Genomic DNA, 18,411 nt, shown 5'->3' with positions numbered 1-18,411 from the left:
ACCTGATCGTGCTTTAAGTTCCGAGGGTGGGGTCCGCTTGCACGAGCTGAGTGTGGCTCAATCCGTACTCGAAACCGTGTTAGATGTCGCGCGAAAGCGAGGTGCCGAAAGGGTGCTCTCGGTCCGACTCCGGATAGGTGAATTCACGCTACTGAATCCGGAGCAACTACGGTTCTGTCTGGAAGTGCTCGCAGAAGGAACGCCCGTAGAGGGGGCGAAGTTCGAGATCGAGATCGAACGTGGGTACTTCAAGTGTGCGGAATGCGGGCACAGATGGCGCCCGGAGGACGAAAGTCTAAAGGATCCTTCGCTGCATACCGCGTTCGACCTGTCCGAGTTGACCGAACTGCTGGATCTTAAATGCCCGAAATGTGGTTCCCGAGCGGTGAAGCTGGACGGTGGGGATGCCTGCTCGATCGAGTCCGTACGGCTTGAGGTGCCGGGTGAGCAGCATGCACAAGGTTGAAGTCGACGTCTCCGAAGATCTGCTCGAGGTCAACCGTAACTTAGCCCGCGAGGTTCGGGAAACACTGGACGAGCACAACGTCCGGGCAGTGGAGGTACTGGGATCTATCGGTTCCGGAAAGACCTCGCTCATCGAGTGGATCGTGAAGGAATACGGGGACGAGTACTCCTTCGCGGTCATCGCAGGAGACGTGGTGAGCGAATACGACGAGCGCAGGTTCAAGGACCTAGGGGTGCCGACAGTAGGTCTCAACACGGGTCGTGAGTGCCATCTGGACGCTCATATGGTACAACACGGTTTAGAGCATCTCGAGGAACTGACGGACCTGAACGAGGTGGACGTGCTGTTCATAGAAAACGTGGGAAACCTCGTATGCCCAGCCGATTTCCCTATCGGCGCCCACCTACGCGTTATCGTGGTCTCGGCAACGGAGGGTGAGGACGTCATCGGCAAGCATCCGATGATGATCCGGAAAGGCGACGTGTTGGTCGTTAATAAGATCGATCTGGCAGACGCCTGCGGTGTCTCTCCGGAGACGATGGTCCGTACGGCTAAGGAGATAAATCCGGACCTCGAAGTATACCTCACGAGCATCAAGACGGGAGAAGGGATGGCGGAACTCGCCGAGAGACTGCTCCCTTAACCTTCTTCCTCTTCCTCCTTGATGAGGACCGCGTTAACGACGGGTTCCTGACCCGGTCGATTCGTGACCTTCGCGAGCCCGATCTCCGTCCGAATGATCGCTCCCTTAGTGATCACTCCGTGACGCTCGTAGTACTGGGACGCTGGGTTCTTGACGACTTCCTCGATCCTTACGCACTTCACCTCACCCGTTTCCGGGTCGGCGACGTTGGCGTGCGTCGCGAACTTGAGGCCCTTCTTGACGTTACCACCCATGCCGCGTCGCTCCTTGAGTTTCCGCTCTTCCCCTACCAGCGTCTCCGTGGGAGGATTACCCATTTCGAACTTCCGCTTCTTCCGGTGCGGCCGGATCCTTCCTCCGGTCGGCTTACGTAGTGAGCGTCCGTGCCATACACCCAAGCTGAACCCCCCGGGTCGGCCGGTCTACCCGGCCGTAAAAAGCTGGCGGGGGAATACGGACGTGAGTAAAGTACGCCGCGAACACGGGGCCGGTGGAGAGCTCATGGAGTCCCTGATCAAGGAGGAGCTGCTGCCCAACCTGACGATGCGCGGCGAAGGGTCGGTTACGCTGGATGACCTCGACGACGGGGCGACGTTCCCTTCCGTCGACGGTGAAATGGTGATGACGACCGACGCGCACATCGTAGACCCACCGTTTTTCCCCGGAGGGAACGTGGGTAAACTCGCGGCCGCGGGCACGGCCAACGACCTCGCCGTTATGGGCGCGAAGCCCGTAGCCTTCGCGTGCTCCATCGTAGTGCGCGAGGGATTCCCCATCGACGATCTGAAGCGTGTGTACCGTTCAATCGACGGGGTACTGAGCGAGTTGGGCGCTCATCTGATCACCGGCGACACTAAGGTCGGAAACACGGGGGACGTCGATATCGTCGTCACCATGACCGGTGTGGGTGAGATCGTCGAACTTGTCCGAGACTGTGGTCTCAGGCCCGGTGATAAGATCGTCATCACGGGTACGGTAGGAGACCATGGGATGGCGATCCTGGCGGCCCAGCAGGGATTGGATACGGATCTCGAATCCGACGTGGCTCCGGTGTGGGAAGCCGTCAACGCAGCGCTCGAGGTCGGTGGAGTCACTTCGATGAAGGATCCCACCCGAGGAGGCCTCGCCGGAGCTCTGAACGAGATGGCGGAGAAGTCGGGTGTACGGATCGTAATCGAGGAGGAGCGGATCCCAATTCGAGAGGAGGTCCGAGTGCTCTCGGAGATGCTGGGTGTCAATCCTCTGGAGGTGGCGAACGAGGGCAAAGTCGTCATGGGAGTCCGTCCGGATATGGTCGATGACGTGCTCGACGCTATCCGCTCCACCGAGGTCGGCAAAAACGCCGAGGTGATAGGAGTCGTGGAAGAGGGCACACCACGCGTCGAGATGGAAACCGAAGTCGGTGGCCGGAGAATAGTGGAAAAGCCCGTCGGAGATCCGGTACCACGGGTGTGCTGATGTTGCGCGTGAGCCCGTCAGAAGGAGCTCGAAGAGTTTGGCGAGCGATCAAGACCGAACTGTCGGAGCACGGGCCCGAGCTCGGCAGGTTGGAGGAAGAGCTGAGCGCGGCCGTACCGGAGGACGCTGAGGTGAAAGAGATCCGAGCGTACGGTTACAGGCGCTCCGTAGGGATCTTCCGTCGTATCAACAGGTTGTGGATACTGATTCGAGGGGACGAGAGTGTGGCGAAGGACATGGAGCGGAACCTCATCGACAGGATCGTGGAGGACGTCGAGGACCCGAAGGTCCGCCACAAGCTCAACTGGGCACTAAGAGGGGCCCTACGTGTGACCACCATAGACGACGTTCGACCGGAGCCCGAGGTGATCCGTAGAGTAACGACGTTGTGTGCGCTCTGCGGAGCGGCTTCGGTGGTTCTGCTCGGAATAGAAGCGCTCGCGTATCCCAAGCGTGTCGTGAAACTCCTTCCTCCAGCCATCGCGGTTTCAGGGGCCGCCGGATGCCTGCTGCCGTGGCGTGTCGGCCTCCTGGGACTGGCCGACGACGCGCTCGATCACCCGAGGAGAGTCACGGTACCCGTGGCCGTTTCTCTGACTCTCCTCGTTTTGGCGGGCCTGGTGTCCTCGTTACTCTTGCCGTACCTCGGTACTGGGTTCCTGGGCGTGGTGATCGCAGCGTGTGTGACGGGGTTCGTAGCGGCGCGGTTCGTCGAGCTGATCAACCGTGAAGTCGTGAAAGTAGAGTGAGGGAGGTCGGGCCCGACGGCGGTCCTCACCACTCGGTTGGAAAGGTGCTCGTCATCCCTACCTTTCGTACGACTCTCCCGGCTCCAGGATCACGACTTCCACGTCCAGTCCGAGTTCCTCCACCTCCCGTTTGAATTCCTCGGGATCCTGCTCGATCGGCGGGAAGGTCCCGTAGTGCATCGGTATCGCCACCTCCGGCTCGATCAGCTCCACGGCCTTAGCGGCCTCCTTGGGTCCCATGGTGAACCTGCTGCCTATCGGTAACAGTGCCACCTCCGGCTCGTAGAGCTCACCGATGAGCTTCATGTCCATGGACAGGCCGGTGTCGCCCGCGTGGTAAACCGACCCTTCCTCACCTGATACCACGTAACCCACCGGGGTGCCGCCGGCGACTATCTCCCCGTCTTCGACGATCTCCGAGGAGTGCCACGCCGGCACCTGGGTGATCTCCAGTCCCTCCACCTCGATGGTGCCGCCGATGTTCATCTCCTCCACGTTCTCGACGCCCTGTCCCTGGGCGTACACGGCGATCTCGTAGATCCCGACCAGCGTAGCTCCAGTGCGCTTGCAGATCTCGACGGCGTCACCCAGGTGATCGCCGTGACCGTGAGTCACGAGGACAAGGTCCGGATCCACCTCGTCCGGTGACTTGGCCGCCTTCGGATTCCCACTTAAGAACGGGTCGATGAGCACGTTGACTCCGTCGATTTCCACTTCGAACGCCGCATGACCCAGCCACGTTATCCTCATGGGCTTACCCCCCGCTACGAGTCGTCTCAAACACCTCCCTAAAAACTCAGCGAAAGTGGGCGAGCTCGCTCCCGCCGCGTATCGTCATGGACTTTGGAACGGTACCGAGGTGGGTAGTATCGGAGGTACGACGCCGGGCGGCCCGGATTCGTTATGGATTTTGTAACGATTTTCAGCTTGGTCCGGCCGCCGGGATTTGAACCCGGGACCACGGGATCTACAGTCCCGCGCTCTAGCCAGACTGAGCTGCGGCCGGTCCCGCACCCCTCGCACCGGGACACCGGCCGATAATATAAATAACTATCGCCTCAATCAGGCCGCTCGGGGGTGTTTAACTGAAGGGTAAGAGCGAGGAAGAACGTTCGGATGAGGAGCGGAAGGACGATACGGTGAGGAGTGAATCCAGAGAGAAGGAAGGCAAGGAGAAGGAAAAGGAGGAGAAAAAGAAGGAGAGGAAGAAAGAGGAGAAACTGACCGAGAGGGTCCAGCGACTGGTTCGGGAGCTCCCACAGCGTATACGCGAGCTGGGGCCGGTCAAGGGAGGATTGGTCGCACTGGCGCTAGTGATCGCGGCGGGTCAGGCGATCGGTCACCTGTACTTGGCCTTCTCTCCGTCAGAGCCCAGCTATCCGGTGAAGAACGGCGACACGGTCTGGGGAGGACACAAGATAATGTCCGCGTACTCCCTGCCATGGTATAGCGTGTGGGCGCACCCGTTCATCGCCGGCAAGGCGATCGAGGAGTACGGTGCTGTCGCGGGTCTACCGGCGGTGTTCCTGGGCATAGTTCCATCGCCGGCGGAACGGTGGGTGCGCGGGGATTACAAGGTGGAATACGGATGGATCGTGGCGAATTACCAGGGACCGGGCGTCGTCCTGATAAGAGGCAGCCACCTGTACGTGAAGAAGCCGGGTCTGGTGGTCTGGGGACGGAAGGTCCCGAAGGTCGTGGCCGTGAAGGTCGGGAGTGACGAGATCGAGGTCGAGGGCAAACGCATGACGTTCGAGGAGGCGGCCAAGAAGTACGGTTGGGAGAAACTGAAATACCTCAAGAAAGCCGACGTCGGGGAGCGCGCGACGCTGGTTTACGAGCTGAAGTTCACGGACGGCCGCCGGCCGATGGACGAGAACGAGGTCAAGAAGGTGTTCGGTGAGGCGGCGTACCGACGGATGGTAGAGATGGCCGACTATTCCGCTGTGGTCGTGTGGATCGGCAAGTACCGGAAGAAGTTGATCGGACACGCCGAGACCACGATGGAGGGTATCGGCCACCTAGACAACCTCAGGGTGGTCAACGCCGCGCGGATGTGCCGGGGATGGAACGGGGTGATCGTACCGCCACATACCTGGACGCACGGGAAGCGCCAGTACTTCGACGTGTTCGAGGTCCCGGGGTACGAGAAGGCCGCGCACGGATGCTGCCCACCGGCCCGGGCGCTCAGGGACGCCTGTCTGGACGCGGGACTCCCGAAGCCGAAGGGAATCGACATGGGCGTGCATCCGATGGAGTACGGCTTCCACCCCACGGAGGGGGTAGTGGTCTACAACACGAAGCCGTACCCGATACTCATCGAAATAGGCTTCAAGGGGAAGCCGAAGATCGGTGGGATCATATTCTGCAACATCTACGCCCTCCTACCCGCTTAATCACATTTTTCGGTGGGGTCCCTCGCTTGCGCGACGCGCTAGGTCGCGAGGTCCGAAGCGTTAGGATATCCGTAACGATGCGATGCAACATGGCCTGCGTGTACTGCCACAGGGAAGGGGAGCGACCCGGGAGATCCGAGCTGAGCGCCGCCGAGTGGGGCCGACTGCTCCGAGCCTGTGCTGAGATCGGCGTTAGGAAGGTCAAGATTACCGGAGGTGAACCGTTACTCCGGAGGGATTTGATCGAGATAATCGAAAACGCCGAGGGCTTCGAGGAGGTTTCCCTCGTCACGAACGGTGTACTGCTCGCGGATTACGCAGGTGACCTGGCCGAGGCCGGACTGGACCGCGTGAACGTGAGCCTCGACACGGTGGATCGAAAGTTGTACCGTAAGCTCACCCGGTCTCGTTTCTCTCCCGACGATGTCATCAGAGGGATAGAGGCGGCGGTGTCGGAGGGATTGACCCCCGTCAAGGTGAACGTTGTGCTGACCTCGGAGACCGTGAAGACGCTGCCGACGCTCGTGGAGGAGCTGGCCGACTTAGAGGGTCTGAAGCTGCAGCTGATCGAGCCGATGGGTTCGATACCTGGATTTAGGCCCGCACATGCCGAGGACGGCCTGAGAGCGCTCGGTGAGTACGAACCGGAGCTGGAGCGGGTTCGCACGTTCCACAGCCGCGAGGTATACCGGCTTAACAACGGTATGGCCGTCGAAGTCGTCAAACCCATGGACGGGGTCATGTGTGAGGCCTGCACTCGCATCCGTTTAACCCACGATGGAAAGTACAAGGGGTGCTTGATGGCACCTCCCAAACCGCTTCCTCGGGATGACTTCGGAGAACTCGTTCGCACGCTGAAGGAGTACGTTCGAACTCGGGACGATACGTTCGAAGTACATCAAGGGACGTCGGTGATGGGGCGGATGCGCGGTGACGTCTCGGGACGCTAAGACCTACGAGGAAGCCGTGGAGATAGTGCTCCGTACGCTGGTGAAAGCGGAGAGGATCAAACCCACGCAGTACGCCAGACGTCTGGTGATGAAGGAGATGAACCCCTCTCGAGAAGCCAGGTCCGTGTCCGCCGGGCTGCTGTACAGTGTGCTACAGAAACGCGGACTCTTGGACGAGGTAATAGAGGACGTCCTGGAGATCACGGATGACGTGACCGAGCTCGACACGTGGGTCAGGAACGCGGCACGGATCGCCGTGAACGAGGTCGTGTTCGAAGACGGCGACCCCGACGAGGTAGCCGACGTGCTACACGGGCTGGTCCGGAGGCTAGCCAATCCCGGGGCGGCGGCGATCGTGAAGGCGTTCACACTGGATTTGAAGGACTACGAACCTCCCGAGCCGGAGGACGAACTCGACAGGTTGAAGTGGGAGTACTACCATCCGCGGTGGCTGATCGAGCGATGGATGGAGATGTTCGGCGACCCTGACGAGGTGGTCGCCTTACTGGAAGCCAACAACCGAAGGCCGCCGCTGACCATCCGCGTGAACACCCTCAAGGTGGACCCTGAAGAGCTGGCGGAGCGGTTACAGAGGAAGTACCGGGTCACGGTCGAGCCGGGACGCTTCTTGGACGAAATACTGAAGATTCCCGAGGGACTTCCCATCGGAGAGATGCCGGAGTGGGAAGAGGGCCTCTTCGTGATCCAGGACGAGGCCGCGGCGCTCGCATCCGCAGTTCTCAACCCGAAACCCGGGGAGGTGGTCGTCGACCTTTGTGCGGCTCCGGGCGGTAAGACCACCCACATGGCGCAGCTGATGGGAGGAGAGGGCAAGATTGTGGCGATCGACGTGGACGAGGTTCGGATGGAACGTCTCCGGGAGATCGCGGAACGTATGGGCGTCCTCGACTGCATTGAAACACACCTGATGGACGGACGCGAAGCGCCCGAGAAGCTGGGTCGTGAGTTTGCCGACGCCGTGTTAGTCGATCCACCGTGCTCCGCCGACGGTACGATTCCGAAGAATCCCGAGCGCCGGTGGAGGATCACCCCGGATGAACTGGAACGACTGCCCAAGTTCCAGTACGAGCTCCTGAAAGCGGGTGCCGAAATGGTCAAACCGGGAGGTCGTCTGCTGTACTCCACGTGCTCGATGTTCCCCGAGGAGGATGAGGAGGTAGTCCGAAGGTTCTTGGATGAGCACCCCGAGTTCGAGCTGCTGGAAGTCAAGGTCGGTGACCAGGGGTTCGACATGCCCGAGGCGTGCCGACTGTTCCCGCACCGACATGAGACCTGTGGATTCTTCATAGCACTCATGGGACGGACCGGCTGATGGGGGTTACGCTGATGAAGGTGGAGCGACCCAAGGGCACCCGCGACTTCACCCCGGAGGAGATGAGGGCACGCAGATGGCTGGAGCGGTACCTGTTGGACGTGTTCCGCTCTTACGGGTACGAGGAGGTCCTCACTCCCACCTTCGAGCATGCGAAGCTGTTCGAGGAGAAGTCCGGTGAGGAGATACTGGAAGAAATGTACGTGTTCAAGGACAAGAAGGGGAGGAAGCTTGCGCTCAGGCCGGAGATGACGGCGCCTGTCGTCCGGTTTTACAACGCGGAGCTGAAGACGCGACCTCACCCTCTCAAGCTGGCGTACATCGTGAACTGCTTCCGGTACGAGCAGCCGCAGCGGGGACGTTGGCGTGAGTTCTGGCAGGCCGGCGTGGAGGTGTTCGGCTCGGACCGCCCGGAGGCGGACGTCGAGGTGATCGAGCTGACCTACCGGATCTTCGACGGCATCTTGCCTTCCGGTGCCTTCGAAGTCCGGGTGGGACATCTGGGAATACTCCGGGGATTGCTCGAAGAGTACGGAATAGGTGAAGATGTACAGAACAAGGTAGCACACCTCGTCGACAAGGGCGAACTGGATGAAGTGAAGACGTTGCTACCGGCCGAGCCGGCCGAGAAGGCCCTAGCGGTGGTGACGGCGCGCTCGGAGTCCGAGGTGGAGGAGGCCGTGAGTGGGAAAGAACGCGCCGAGCGGGCCCTGGAGAACCTCATGGAAATCTCGGACGCGCTCCGGGAAGCGGGGGTCGACCACGAACTCGATTTCTCCGTCGCGAGAGGGTTGGATTACTACACCGGGATGGTGTTCGAAATACACGTGCCGGAGCTCGGTGGAGGATCCCAGTGCGCCGGTGGCGGCCGCTACGACGACCTGGTGAAGGAGCTCGGAGGACCCGACGTCCCGGCCGTCGGCATGGCCATAGGTTTCGACAGGCTCCTCCTCGCGGCCGAGCTGTACGACCGGATCCCGGACGGCGTGGAGGAAACCCGTGCCTTGCTGATACCGCTCGTGAGGTCGGGTAAGATCTGGGAGATAGCCGCGAAGCTGCGCAAGCTCGGGTGGGTGGTGAACGTAGAGGTTTCAGGAAAGCACATACGCAAGGCGCTCTCACTGGCGGACTCGCTCGAGTACGACTACGCCGTGATCGTAGGGGAGCGGGAGCTGAAGGAGGGATACGTGTCGGTGAAGAACCTGAAAACCGGGGTTCAGGAGGAAGTCCCGCTGGATCAACTCGAGAGGGCGGCTGAAGTATGAGTCACGTACCACTGGATCCCGAGACCGCGCGGAAGGTCACGTCCTCCCTCAACTACCGGTTCGAGATCGGCGGGGAGCCGTTGGTGATCGCGATCGCCCAGGACGCCGAGAACGGTGATGTGTTGATGACGGCGTTCGCGAACGAGGAGGCGGTATACCGGACGCTCACGACGGGTTACGCCCACTACTGGAGCACGAGTCGGCGCGAGGTATGGAAGAAAGGGGAGGAGTCGGGTCACGTGCAACGGGTCGTCGAGGTCCGCGTGGACTGTGACAAAGACGCCGTCCTGTACGTGGTAGAGCAGGAAGGTGGGGCCTGCCACACCGGTTACAGGTCCTGTTTCTACCGACGCGTTACTCGGGACGGATCGTTCGAGGTCGTGATGGATCGAGTTTTCAACCCGGACGAGGTGTACCGTTAATATACTGATACAGGCCACGAGAGGACGAAGTCGGTGAACGCGACACGTGGGGAAGGTGTGGGATCCATGGATGTAGAGATCGAGACGGAGTACGTCGTGCCGGACACCAGCGTAGTGATCGACGGCAGGATCTCCCGTCTCGCCGAGGAAGGTTACCTCGAGGGCAAGATCGTGGTTATTCCACGTGCTGTTCTCTCGGAACTGGAGTACCAGGCCAACCGCGGTAGGGAGACGGGATTCGCCGGACTTCAGGAACTGCAGGAGCTCCAGCGACTCGCAGAGGAAGGGATAATCGAGATCGAGTTCGCGGGCGAACGGCCGGGTCTCGAGGAGATCAGGCTCGCACGGAGCGGTGAGATCGACGCCATGATCCGTGAGGTGGCGAGGGAGTACAACGCGACGCTCATCACCAGCGACAAGGTCCAAGCTGAGGTAGCCAAAGCCGAAGGGCTCGAGGTGGTGTACTTCGAGCCCATCACCCGTGTGGGTGAGACCGAGATCGAGCGGATGATGCCCGAGAACGCGATGTCACTCCACCTGAAGGAGAACGTGCCCCCGAAGGCGAAGGTGGGACGACCCGGAGAGTGGAAGCTGATAGAGCTCCGTCCGGAGCCGTGTACTCGTGAGGAGCTGGAAAAATGGGCTAGAGAGGTGATCGAGAAGGCGTACACGGACGAGAAGAGCTTCGTGGAGATCGATCGAGGTGGGGCGACCGTGGTACAGCTACGTAACCTCCGGATCTCGATAGCCCGACCCCCGTTCTCGGAAGGATGGGAGATCACCGCGGTCCGGCCGGTCGTCAAGGTGAGCCTCGACGACTACGACCTGTCCGAGAAGCTGAAGGAGCGCCTGAGGGAGCGTGCTGAAGGTATCTTGGTGGCCGGTCCACCGGGGTCCGGTAAGTCGACGTTCTGCGCGGCGCTTGCCGAGTTTTACGCCGAACAGGGCAAGATCGTCAAGACCATGGAAAGCCCGCGTGACCTGCAGGTCGGTGACGAGATCACCCAGTACGCGCCCCTGGACGGCGACATGGAGAAGACTGCGGACATACTCCTCCTGGTGCGTCCGGACTACACCATCTACGACGAGGTCCGGAAGACGAAGGACTTCGAGGTCTTCGCGGACATGAGGCTCGCCGGCGTCGGGATGATCGGAGTAGTCCACGCTACCCGTCCCATCGACGCGATCCAGCGGCTCATCGGCAGGGTGGAGTTGGGTGTTATTCCGCAGGTCGTGGACACGGTCATCTTCATCGAGGACGGTGAGATCAAGAAGGTGTACGACGTGTCGCTGACCGTGAAGGTCCCCACCGGGATGACGGAAGAGGACCTAGCGCGTCCTGTCGTGGAGATCCGGGACTTCGAGACCGGAGAGCTCGAGTACGAGATCTACACCTACGGAGAGGAGGTCTTCGTCGTTCCCGTCAAGGGAGAGGAGGAGCAGGAGACGGCATCGGAACGACTCGCGGCCGAAGTCGTGGAACGAGAAGTTCGCCGCTTCATAGGCGGCCGCGCCCCGGTGGACGTCGAGGTGAAGGGGTCACAGGCCACGGTCTACGTCCCCGAGCATATGGTTCCTATGGTGATAGGCAAGAAGGGTAGGAACGTCGAACAGATCGAGCACCGCACGGGGCTGAAGATAACCGTTAAGCCGCTGGAGGAGCGGCGAGGTGAACGACCGCAGCCGGCTGGTTCTCCGGTTCCCGAAGGGGAGGGCGAAGTAATCGAGGTGGAGTCCGGAGAGCGGTTCCCCATGCGCGTCGTCGACGACGGCGAATACATCAGGCTGCAGCTGGGGGACAAGTTCTCAGGACGTCCTGTGAAGGTGTTCGTGGGAGACGAGTACGTGTTCACGGCCACGGTGGGTTCCAGCGGTGAAGTCAGGGTGAACAAGGACACGTCGGTCGGACAACGGTTGGAGGAGGCCCTCCACAAGGGGCTTAAGGTTCGGGCCCAGACCATCCCGTAAACTTTATTCAGGCAACGGTTTTGTGCCGTCTGGATGCGCCGGGGCGGCCGAGCCCGGTCCAAGGCGCGGGATTGGAGATCCCGTGGCCCGTATGGGCCGCCCGGGTTCAAATCCCGGCCCCGGCGCCAAACCCAGAATCGTTACGAATCCCATAACGAAGAGGGGACCGAGCTTGGAGGTTCACAAGTTCGGAGGCACGTCGGTAGCCTCTGAGGAGGGACTTCGGACCCTCGAAGCTTCCGCGGCTTCCGGCCACGTGATCGTGGTCTCGGCCCTAGCCGGCGTCACAGATGCACTGGAGGACTTCGTTCGACGCGCCGCCGAAGGTTCCGCCGACCCGACCCCCATACTAGAGCGTCACAGGGAGTTCATCACGGAACATCTGGAACAGCGGCACGAGGAGGTAGAATCGTTCCTGAAAGACATGGAGACACTCCTCCACGGTGTCGCCACGGTTCTCGAGCAACTTGGCAGACCCGAAGAGCGCCTCCGCGACTTGGTTCTGTCCCTCGGAGAGCGCGCGTCCGCCCGCATCGTGGCGGCGTACCTGAAGGAGCGGGGTATCAAGGCGATGGCGTACGACGCCTGGGACGTGGGACTGGTCACCACCGACGACCCCGGAAACGCCGACATCGTCGGATGGGACGGAACGCGCTCGAGACTCCTACGAGACCTCCGCTCGGGTCGCGTTCCGGTCGTCACGGGGTTCATCGGGAGGTCAGACCGCGGCCACGTGACCACGCTGGGACGAGGGGGCTCCGACTACACGGCCACCGTCCTGGCCGGGGTGTTGGGTTCGCGGTCAGTAATATGGACGGACGTCGACGGCATCATGACCACCGACCCGGAACTGGCGGACGCGGAGGTCGTCGAGCGGCTGTCGTACGAGGAAGCTATGATGGCCGGTGCATCGGGGGCGGGGGTGATCCACCCTAAGGCCGTGGAGGCCGCTAAGAACCTCGGAGTGACAGTCCTGATCGGGAACTCGTTCACCGGGGAAATAGGGACCGTGATATCCGACAGTACGGAGCCCGGCCCTAAGGTAGTGGCGTCCCGGGACGACGTCGCGCTGATTAGGGTGAGCGGTGCCAAAATGGTGGACGAGCCCGGAGTGGTGGGTAGGGTGACCTCCGCGCTGGGGAACGCCGGCGTGAACCTCCTCGCGGTGTTCACGACGGTCTCGGAGCCTTACATCAACCTCCTGGTAGAGGAGACCGCCCTGAGGAGCGCGGAGGAAGCCCTGAACGGCCTGGACTACGACTGGGAGGTCGACAAGGACGTGGGCTTGGTCACGGTGGTGGGCGAAGGGATGTCGGCCCGGGACGTGTCCACGTTCTTGGCAGCCTGCGAGGGGTTCGACCTGCTAGGTAGCGCACATGGGGTCGTAGCGGTGAGCGTCGTGGTACCGGAGTCCGAGGTCCGCGAGGTCACGCGGCGACTGGCGGAACGGTTGCTGGCGTAACCCACGTAGCCCGCGGTCTGGGACCCGTCGGTCGGATCCTCCACACCAGGAGGAACAGTAGTGTCAGGAGCAGGGCGGCGACCCATTCCCAGATCATCTTAGGGGCCGAGGAGGGCGGGGAGGTCCTGGTGAACGTCTGCGTCGCCTTCGACTCGCGTTCGGTACTGCGCTCGGTCTTCCCGACCCTCGAACCTGCCTTCGCGTGACCGGTGTATCTCGAGGGACCCGTCCAGTATCCGATCTCCGGGAGCACCGTTCCGCGTGCAACACCCCGTAACACCGATCCCAACAACCCCACTACGACCTGAGCACTTCCCCTCCCTCCGGGCAGTCCCGGTCCGGTGAACGACGAAACCGTCCGGGAGACAGTAACGCCGGTGTACGCCGATGACGAGGTCGCCGCCGAACGGGACGCCGTGGCGGCCCTGGCCGACCTCTCACTCGCCGCCCTGGTCATCACCAGGTTCGTTAACCTCTCGATCTCCCGGACGATCTCCGGGTTGTCCAGCTTGGCGTACCACTTCATCACCTTGGACAGGAGCCGCTTGACCTCGGAGTAGGAGTAACCGGCCTCCAGGAGGACCCGAGCGGCGTACACCACTAACGCCGGGTTGGGACTGGTGTGGTGACACGTCGCGGGCCCGTGTTTGGCCATCGTCTCCAGTAGGACCTTCGCGGCCTGTGCCAGCGTCTTCGAGTCCGGCTTCCACACACCCGTCCGAGCGAGCTCCACGAACCACGCGATCGTGCTCACCACGGCCGCCCACCCGTACTCGGTGCGGGGAGGCGCCTGGCTGATCCACTGTACCACAGCCTTGAACACCTCGGTGTACACGGAGTTCAGGTAGGGACGCAGTGACGGGACCGTGATCCCCCACCCGGCCAGGAACTCGATCCTCCTGACGATCCGGGACCAGCCGTAGTCACCGTGCTCCAGCATGGCCTTCCACCAGGACTCGCTGAGTAGCTTCGTGTAGACCTCACCCACCAGCTGCTGGTAACCCGTCAACGTCCTTGCGGCGGTCGGATCGACGGCGTTCCCGATGTACACTTCCGGCGCGTGGCCCGCGGCGTGCGTCGCATACAGTGCCATCCCACCGACCCAGTCGTAGAAGTCGTCCGTGTCGATCAATCCCCACGTGTTCACGACGCTGTGAACCACGACGTCGACCTTGGACATCAGGTACCGGAACGCCTCGACCGACGGGATCGCGTGGTAGACGCGGTCCGTGCTCGTCCTCAGCACGACGACCCTGACCTTGTTCCCCTCTCGGATCGTCAGGATCCGGGCCTCGGCCGTGTAGACGTACGCCATCCGGCTCTCACAGGTGATCCTGAACTTCTCCCAAAATCTCTGCTCGAAGTTCTTCAGCGCCGTCTCGGGGTCCTCGAAGAGCCCGACCGTGCCCGAGACGTCGGTCCAGGCGTGCTCCACGATGTCGCAAGCCCCGGTACCCGCGTAGACCCCGGGTGGTTGCGCGAAGAACCCCGAGGACGCGATCACGTCGGCCTCTTTCTCGGCATCTTCGGGTGACATCCCGCTCTTCTCAAGTTCCTTCACTAACCGCGGCTTCAGCTCCAGATAATGCTTCCGACGGTAGTTCACGTCGGTGGGTTCGTCCACATGGGAGACCAGATAGTAAGCCTCAGTCAGTAGCTTCAGCGGGTCCTCCATGTGCAGGGCGGCCCACACCACCACGTCGATCCTCGGTCGGTTGATCCACCGGTTACCGACCTTCACCTTCAGCTCGTCCAGCGGGATCAGCTCGACCCCGGTGACCTGCCCGGTGTCCGGGTTCCACACGGGTCTCACGCCCAGCAGGTACAGGACCTCCGCGATGCCTAGACCGCCGGTGCAGAGTTCGTGAATACCCCATAGGACCACGCCCACGGCCTCCGGCCACCTACCGTGTCTTAGGTAGTAGTCCGCGAGCATCTGATCGACTAGCTTGCGTGCGACGTCCCACGCCTCCGGCGTGGGCATTTGGGAGGGGTCTATCGGGTAGCCGTCCCGTCCGGTGGGTAGGACCTTCGTGTTCCACATCGGCTCGCCCAGTAGTCCCGGCGGGACGAACCTGCCGTCGAGGGCGGCGAGCAGTTCCTCCAGCTCGGTCCGGCCCGAGTCGCGGTAGTGTACGTAGATCCTGTACAGGTCGGCCACGGCCTCGGCGAGGAGGTGCTCGTGGTCAGGGTCATTCCGCCGGCCGTGGAAATACCTCAGGATGGCCTCCTGCGCCAAGATCGTGAGCCTATCGGATACCTGCCAGAACAGGCGTTTCGCCTCCCTTCCCGGACCTTCGACGCCGTCGGGTGGTTCGCCGTAGTATTCTTCCCGATCTTTCAGTTCCACGTAACGTTCCAGCTGAGAGGTTAAATCGGGGTACTTTAGAACGGTCCGCAGGATATCCCTCAGACACTCCCGGAGTTCGCGCTTGAACCACGCGAATATGTCGGGTCTATCGGACTGCAGCCGGTTCAGCGCCTCCTGGTCCGGTGAGTCGATCAGCCCGGCGTAGTACGCGAACACCGGGGCGACACGGGAGGACGCGAGCGCCGCGGCCTGCTCTACGGCCACGTCCTCGTCTACGTCCTCACCGTATACGTGCAGGCCGTACGCGACGTTCCTCAACGCGAGGTCCAGTAGGAAATCGTGGAGCTTGTCTATGAACTCCTCGATATGATCCATCGCCCACTCCTTCGGGTTCTCGGGCGGCGGTTCCTTCCGCTCCGCGAATATCATGTTGACGACGTCCTTCAGCAGTCCCAGACGCTCCGCCGTCTCGACGATCCGCCGCCTCAGCTCCTCCAGCACGTGAGGGTCTCCTCCGAAGCTCTTCATCTGGAAGTACCTCGTGAGCTCACGCTCCAGCTCCCCGTACTTACCCAGGTCCTTGAAGTAGCCCCACGGCGGCGACAAGTGCGTGAGGAGGATCGGACCGGAGCGGTACTTGGCGACCATCGCTTCGCCCGGGTTGCTGACGATGTAAAGGTACACATGGGGCACGTCGGGCAGCAGCACGTGCGGCCAGTCCACGCCCAGAAGACCGACCTGATGACCCGGCAGCCACTCGAGGGTTCCGTGCGTACCCACGTGGACCACGGCGTCCGCCCGGAAGACCCTGCGCAACCATTCGTACGCGGCGACGTACTGCCATTGCGGGGGTAGGTCCGGGGAGTGGTAGACCAGCTCGGGGCTTCCGGACCAACCACGTACCGGCTGAAGCATCACGACCACGTTGCCCAGTCGCAGGGCCGGGATGACATAATACAGGCCGTACCTCATGATCCCGCGGTTGTCCGTGGGCGGTCCGAACTTCTCCTCGATCGCCCGCATCCACTCCATCAGGGACTTCCGAGCCCGCTCGGTCTCCGGATCGTCACCGGTCAGCAGCGAGAGGTAATACTCGAACCTCCGCACCACATCCTCCCGGTACCAGCGTTCCAGCGCCTCCACCGGGACTAGTTGATCCTCGCTCACGGTCCCGAGCACGTACGACGAGCCGTCCACGTCGATCCACCGGAGCACACCGTGGTCCACGATCACCTTCATCGACTTCCCGTTCCAGTCGACGCTCACCTCGGCCCGCCCGCCTCGGTACAGCCGCACCATCCCGGCTAGCTCACCCTTAGCCCACGGACCCACGTTCTTCAGTACGAGATCGGACGCCGCCATCAAAGCGTGCGCGAGACGTTTCTCCATCTCTTCAGCGGCTTTCGGGTCTTCCCGTCGGAGCTCCGCCAACTTCCGGTACAGGGAGGTCGCGGGGCCAAGATCGTAGCCCCGTTCCGCCAACGCCTCGAATATCCTCACCAGGGACCGGAACACGTCCAGGTAAGAGGCGCCGATCTCACCGCGTCCCGGCGGGTAACAGTACAGCACGAACGCTACCCGTTTCTCCGACTCGGGCAAGTACCGCAGCCTCAGGAACCCCGCCACCATCCGGGCCACGTCCTCGATCATGTCCTCCAGCGGGAACACCATCATTTGGTCGCGCTCCTTGAGCGCGATCATCTTGAACCAGAAGGCACCCTCGGGTTCGGGCCCGCCGATCACCTGGTAACCCCACTCGAAGAGCGCGCCCACGCGACCGGACTCCGGGTCCCCCTCGTTCATGTTCAAGTAGCGCTGTGGTTCGTCCATCCAATTGGCCCAGAACGGGTAAACTGCCTTGATGATCGGGGCGTCGATTCCTTCGAGTGCCCAAGTACCGGGTTTGGGGTAATCGAGCGTGAAGGCCCACAGGGAGACCACGGCCGCGATGTCGTATCCGGCGTCTTTCAACCCGAGCAGCGCCTCGATCGGCGAGACCATGTTCCCGTCGCACAGAACGGCTATCGCCGTCACGTCCTGGAACTCCCGGGAGACCTCCCGATACACGGTATCGGTGAGCTTCTCCACGAGATCCCTCTCACCCTTGTATAGTGCGTCGATGTAGTCCAGCACCACCACGACGCGTCGGTTCGGGAGCCACAGGGACCGGAAGAACTGCGAGGATGCTTCCCGGATGGCTTTCACCCACGATGGTATCGAGCTCAGGCGGACCTTCGTCCAGAGTGGTTCGGTGGTGCGATCCCGACCCTCTAGCGCGTGAAGCCACCGGTGGTACGACATCTCGAGAGCTTCTCCAGATACTTCGGGGAACTCCCAACCTCGGCCCGGCACGTAGACGGCAGCGGACGATATCCGTACGTCGGAGAGGTGTAGTCTCTCCGCCGGTACCGACGGATCCGCGAGCCACACCAGGAACTCTATGACCGGTGTCAGATCCGAGGAAAACCGGAACAGGAAGCCCAAGTTAACGACCGCGGCGGTACCGTCGACTATACGCCGGCAGCCGGACCCTAAGATCACGAAATCGTGCTGGTCGCCTGTCACGTAGGCCACTATCCGCTTCCTCTCCGCGAGCTCTCTGAGGAACTCCTGCATCGAGGAGGCGGGTTTACCCAAGACGCGCTCCGATAACTCCATCGCAAACGGTGTCGGCATGGGTCCCATGTTGTCTAGGGCGACGATCTCGGAGCGTTCGATGTCGTGGGCCAGCGAGTCGAAGTCCACCGGAGCGCTCTGATCGGACCAGCTGACGAGCACGTTGTGCACGTGAATTCGAACGTCCACACCCAGGTCTTCCTTCACACGCTCCTCCACAGCACGGATCTCCTCGGGTGATCCCTTCGCGGCGTTCCCGAATATCACAATGTCCAGCGAGTGCGCGGGGACCGAGACCGCTAGGAACACCATGACGAGGATCAAGACCGGTGCCACGGAGGTGTCGGCCCCCATCGCGCCGATACGGACTCA

Annotated in this window: 14 protein-coding genes and 2 tRNA genes; 12 read left to right on the top strand and 4 right to left on the bottom strand. The window is 61.9% G+C overall.

Going from position 1 to position 18,411, the window contains the following annotated elements; genetic code table 11:
• The first annotated feature begins 37 nt into the window (after positions 1–37).
• Both hypA and hypB read left to right on the top strand, forming a co-directional pair.
• Complete coding sequence (gene hypA, locus MK_RS08260) at positions 38–466, top strand: hydrogenase maturation nickel metallochaperone HypA (protein WP_011019915.1); 429 nt, start codon at positions 38–40, stop codon at positions 464–466.
• The gene (hypB, locus tag MK_RS08255) at positions 453–1,109 is read left to right on the top strand and encodes a hydrogenase nickel incorporation protein HypB (protein ID WP_011019914.1); all 657 of its coding nucleotides are present in this window, start codon (positions 453–455) and stop codon (positions 1,107–1,109) included. The genes hypA and hypB overlap by 14 nt, the downstream gene beginning before the upstream one ends.
• Here the strand turns inward: hypB and MK_RS08250 are convergent.
• Positions 1,106–1,507 (bottom strand): 30S ribosomal protein S8e, encoded by a 402-nt coding sequence (locus tag MK_RS08250; RefSeq protein WP_011019913.1) that lies wholly within the window; start codon positions 1,505–1,507, stop codon positions 1,106–1,108. The two genes, hypB and MK_RS08250, sit on opposite strands and share 4 nt — an antisense overlap.
• Positions 1,508–1,610: 103 nt before the next feature.
• Between MK_RS08250 and hypE the strand changes: the two genes are divergently transcribed.
• Positions 1,611–2,567, top strand: a complete 957-nt coding sequence (gene hypE / locus MK_RS08245) for a hydrogenase expression/formation protein HypE (RefSeq protein WP_394296051.1) — start codon at positions 1,611–1,613, stop codon at positions 2,565–2,567.
• Complete coding sequence (locus MK_RS08240; protein WP_158296001.1) at positions 2,561–3,316, top strand: hypothetical protein; 756 nt, start codon at positions 2,561–2,563, stop codon at positions 3,314–3,316. Before hypE ends, MK_RS08240 begins: the two co-directional genes overlap by 7 nt.
• Before the next feature lie 57 nt (positions 3,317–3,373).
• Here the strand turns inward: MK_RS08240 and MK_RS08235 are convergent, their stop codons facing one another.
• Both MK_RS08235 and MK_RS08230 read right to left on the bottom strand, forming a co-directional pair.
• A complete protein-coding gene (locus MK_RS08235) occupies positions 3,374–4,066 on the bottom strand; it encodes a metal-dependent hydrolase (protein WP_011019910.1) in 693 nt (230 codons plus the stop codon).
• A gap of 178 nt (positions 4,067–4,244) precedes the next feature.
• A tRNA-Tyr gene (locus MK_RS08230) sits at positions 4,245–4,322 on the bottom strand.
• Positions 4,323–4,455: 133 nt separating this feature from the next.
• Here MK_RS08230 and MK_RS09180 point away from each other — a divergent pair.
• The 8 genes from MK_RS09180 to MK_RS08195 all read left to right on the top strand — a co-directional run bounded on the left by MK_RS09180 (position 4,456) and on the right by MK_RS08195 (position 13,112).
• Positions 4,456–5,712, top strand: coding sequence for a hypothetical protein (locus MK_RS09180; protein ID WP_158296000.1), 1,257 nt, complete (start codon positions 4,456–4,458; stop codon positions 5,710–5,712).
• A 26-nt stretch (positions 5,713–5,738) separates the two neighbouring features.
• Positions 5,739–6,662 carry a GTP 3',8-cyclase MoaA gene (moaA, locus tag MK_RS08225; RefSeq protein ID WP_011019908.1) on the top strand — a complete coding sequence of 308 codons (924 nt, stop codon included), beginning with the start codon at positions 5,739–5,741 and terminating at the stop codon, positions 6,660–6,662.
• Positions 6,643–7,995 (top strand): RsmB/NOP family class I SAM-dependent RNA methyltransferase, encoded by a 1,353-nt coding sequence (locus tag MK_RS08220; RefSeq protein ID WP_011019907.1) that lies wholly within the window; start codon positions 6,643–6,645, stop codon positions 7,993–7,995. The genes moaA and MK_RS08220 overlap by 20 nt, the downstream gene beginning before the upstream one ends.
• Positions 7,996–8,009: 14 nt before the next feature.
• On the top strand, positions 8,010–9,260 hold the full coding sequence (hisS, locus tag MK_RS08215; RefSeq protein WP_158295999.1) for a histidine--tRNA ligase: 1,251 nt from the start codon (positions 8,010–8,012) through the stop codon (positions 9,258–9,260).
• Complete coding sequence (gene hisI, locus MK_RS08210) at positions 9,257–9,682, top strand: phosphoribosyl-AMP cyclohydrolase (RefSeq protein ID WP_011019905.1); 426 nt, start codon at positions 9,257–9,259, stop codon at positions 9,680–9,682. The genes hisS and hisI overlap by 4 nt, the downstream gene beginning before the upstream one ends.
• Before the next feature lie 66 nt (positions 9,683–9,748).
• Positions 9,749–11,650 carry a PINc/VapC family ATPase gene (locus MK_RS08205; RefSeq protein WP_148679838.1) on the top strand — a complete coding sequence of 634 codons (1,902 nt, stop codon included), beginning with the start codon at positions 9,749–9,751 and terminating at the stop codon, positions 11,648–11,650.
• A gap of 37 nt (positions 11,651–11,687) precedes the next feature.
• Positions 11,688–11,778, top strand: a tRNA-Ser gene (locus MK_RS08200).
• 44 nt (positions 11,779–11,822) lie between these two features.
• The gene (locus MK_RS08195; protein ID WP_011019903.1) at positions 11,823–13,112 is read left to right on the top strand and encodes an aspartate kinase; all 1,290 of its coding nucleotides are present in this window, start codon (positions 11,823–11,825) and stop codon (positions 13,110–13,112) included.
• Here the strand turns inward: MK_RS08195 and MK_RS08190 are convergent.
• Entirely contained in the window at positions 13,078–18,375 is a 5,298-nt protein-coding gene (locus MK_RS08190) for a cobaltochelatase subunit CobN (RefSeq protein ID WP_158295998.1), read from the bottom strand. The genes MK_RS08195 and MK_RS08190 overlap by 35 nt on opposite strands.
• Between the last annotated feature and the right edge of the window lie 36 nt (positions 18,376–18,411).

It is taken from the genome of Methanopyrus kandleri AV19 (genome assembly GCF_000007185.1).
In the GTDB taxonomy this organism is placed as follows: Archaea; JAADCQ01; Methanopyri; order Methanopyrales; family Methanopyraceae; genus Methanopyrus; species Methanopyrus kandleri.
The sequence above is the reverse complement of the archived record's forward strand: the minus strand, read 5'-3'. Positions and strand labels throughout refer to the sequence as shown.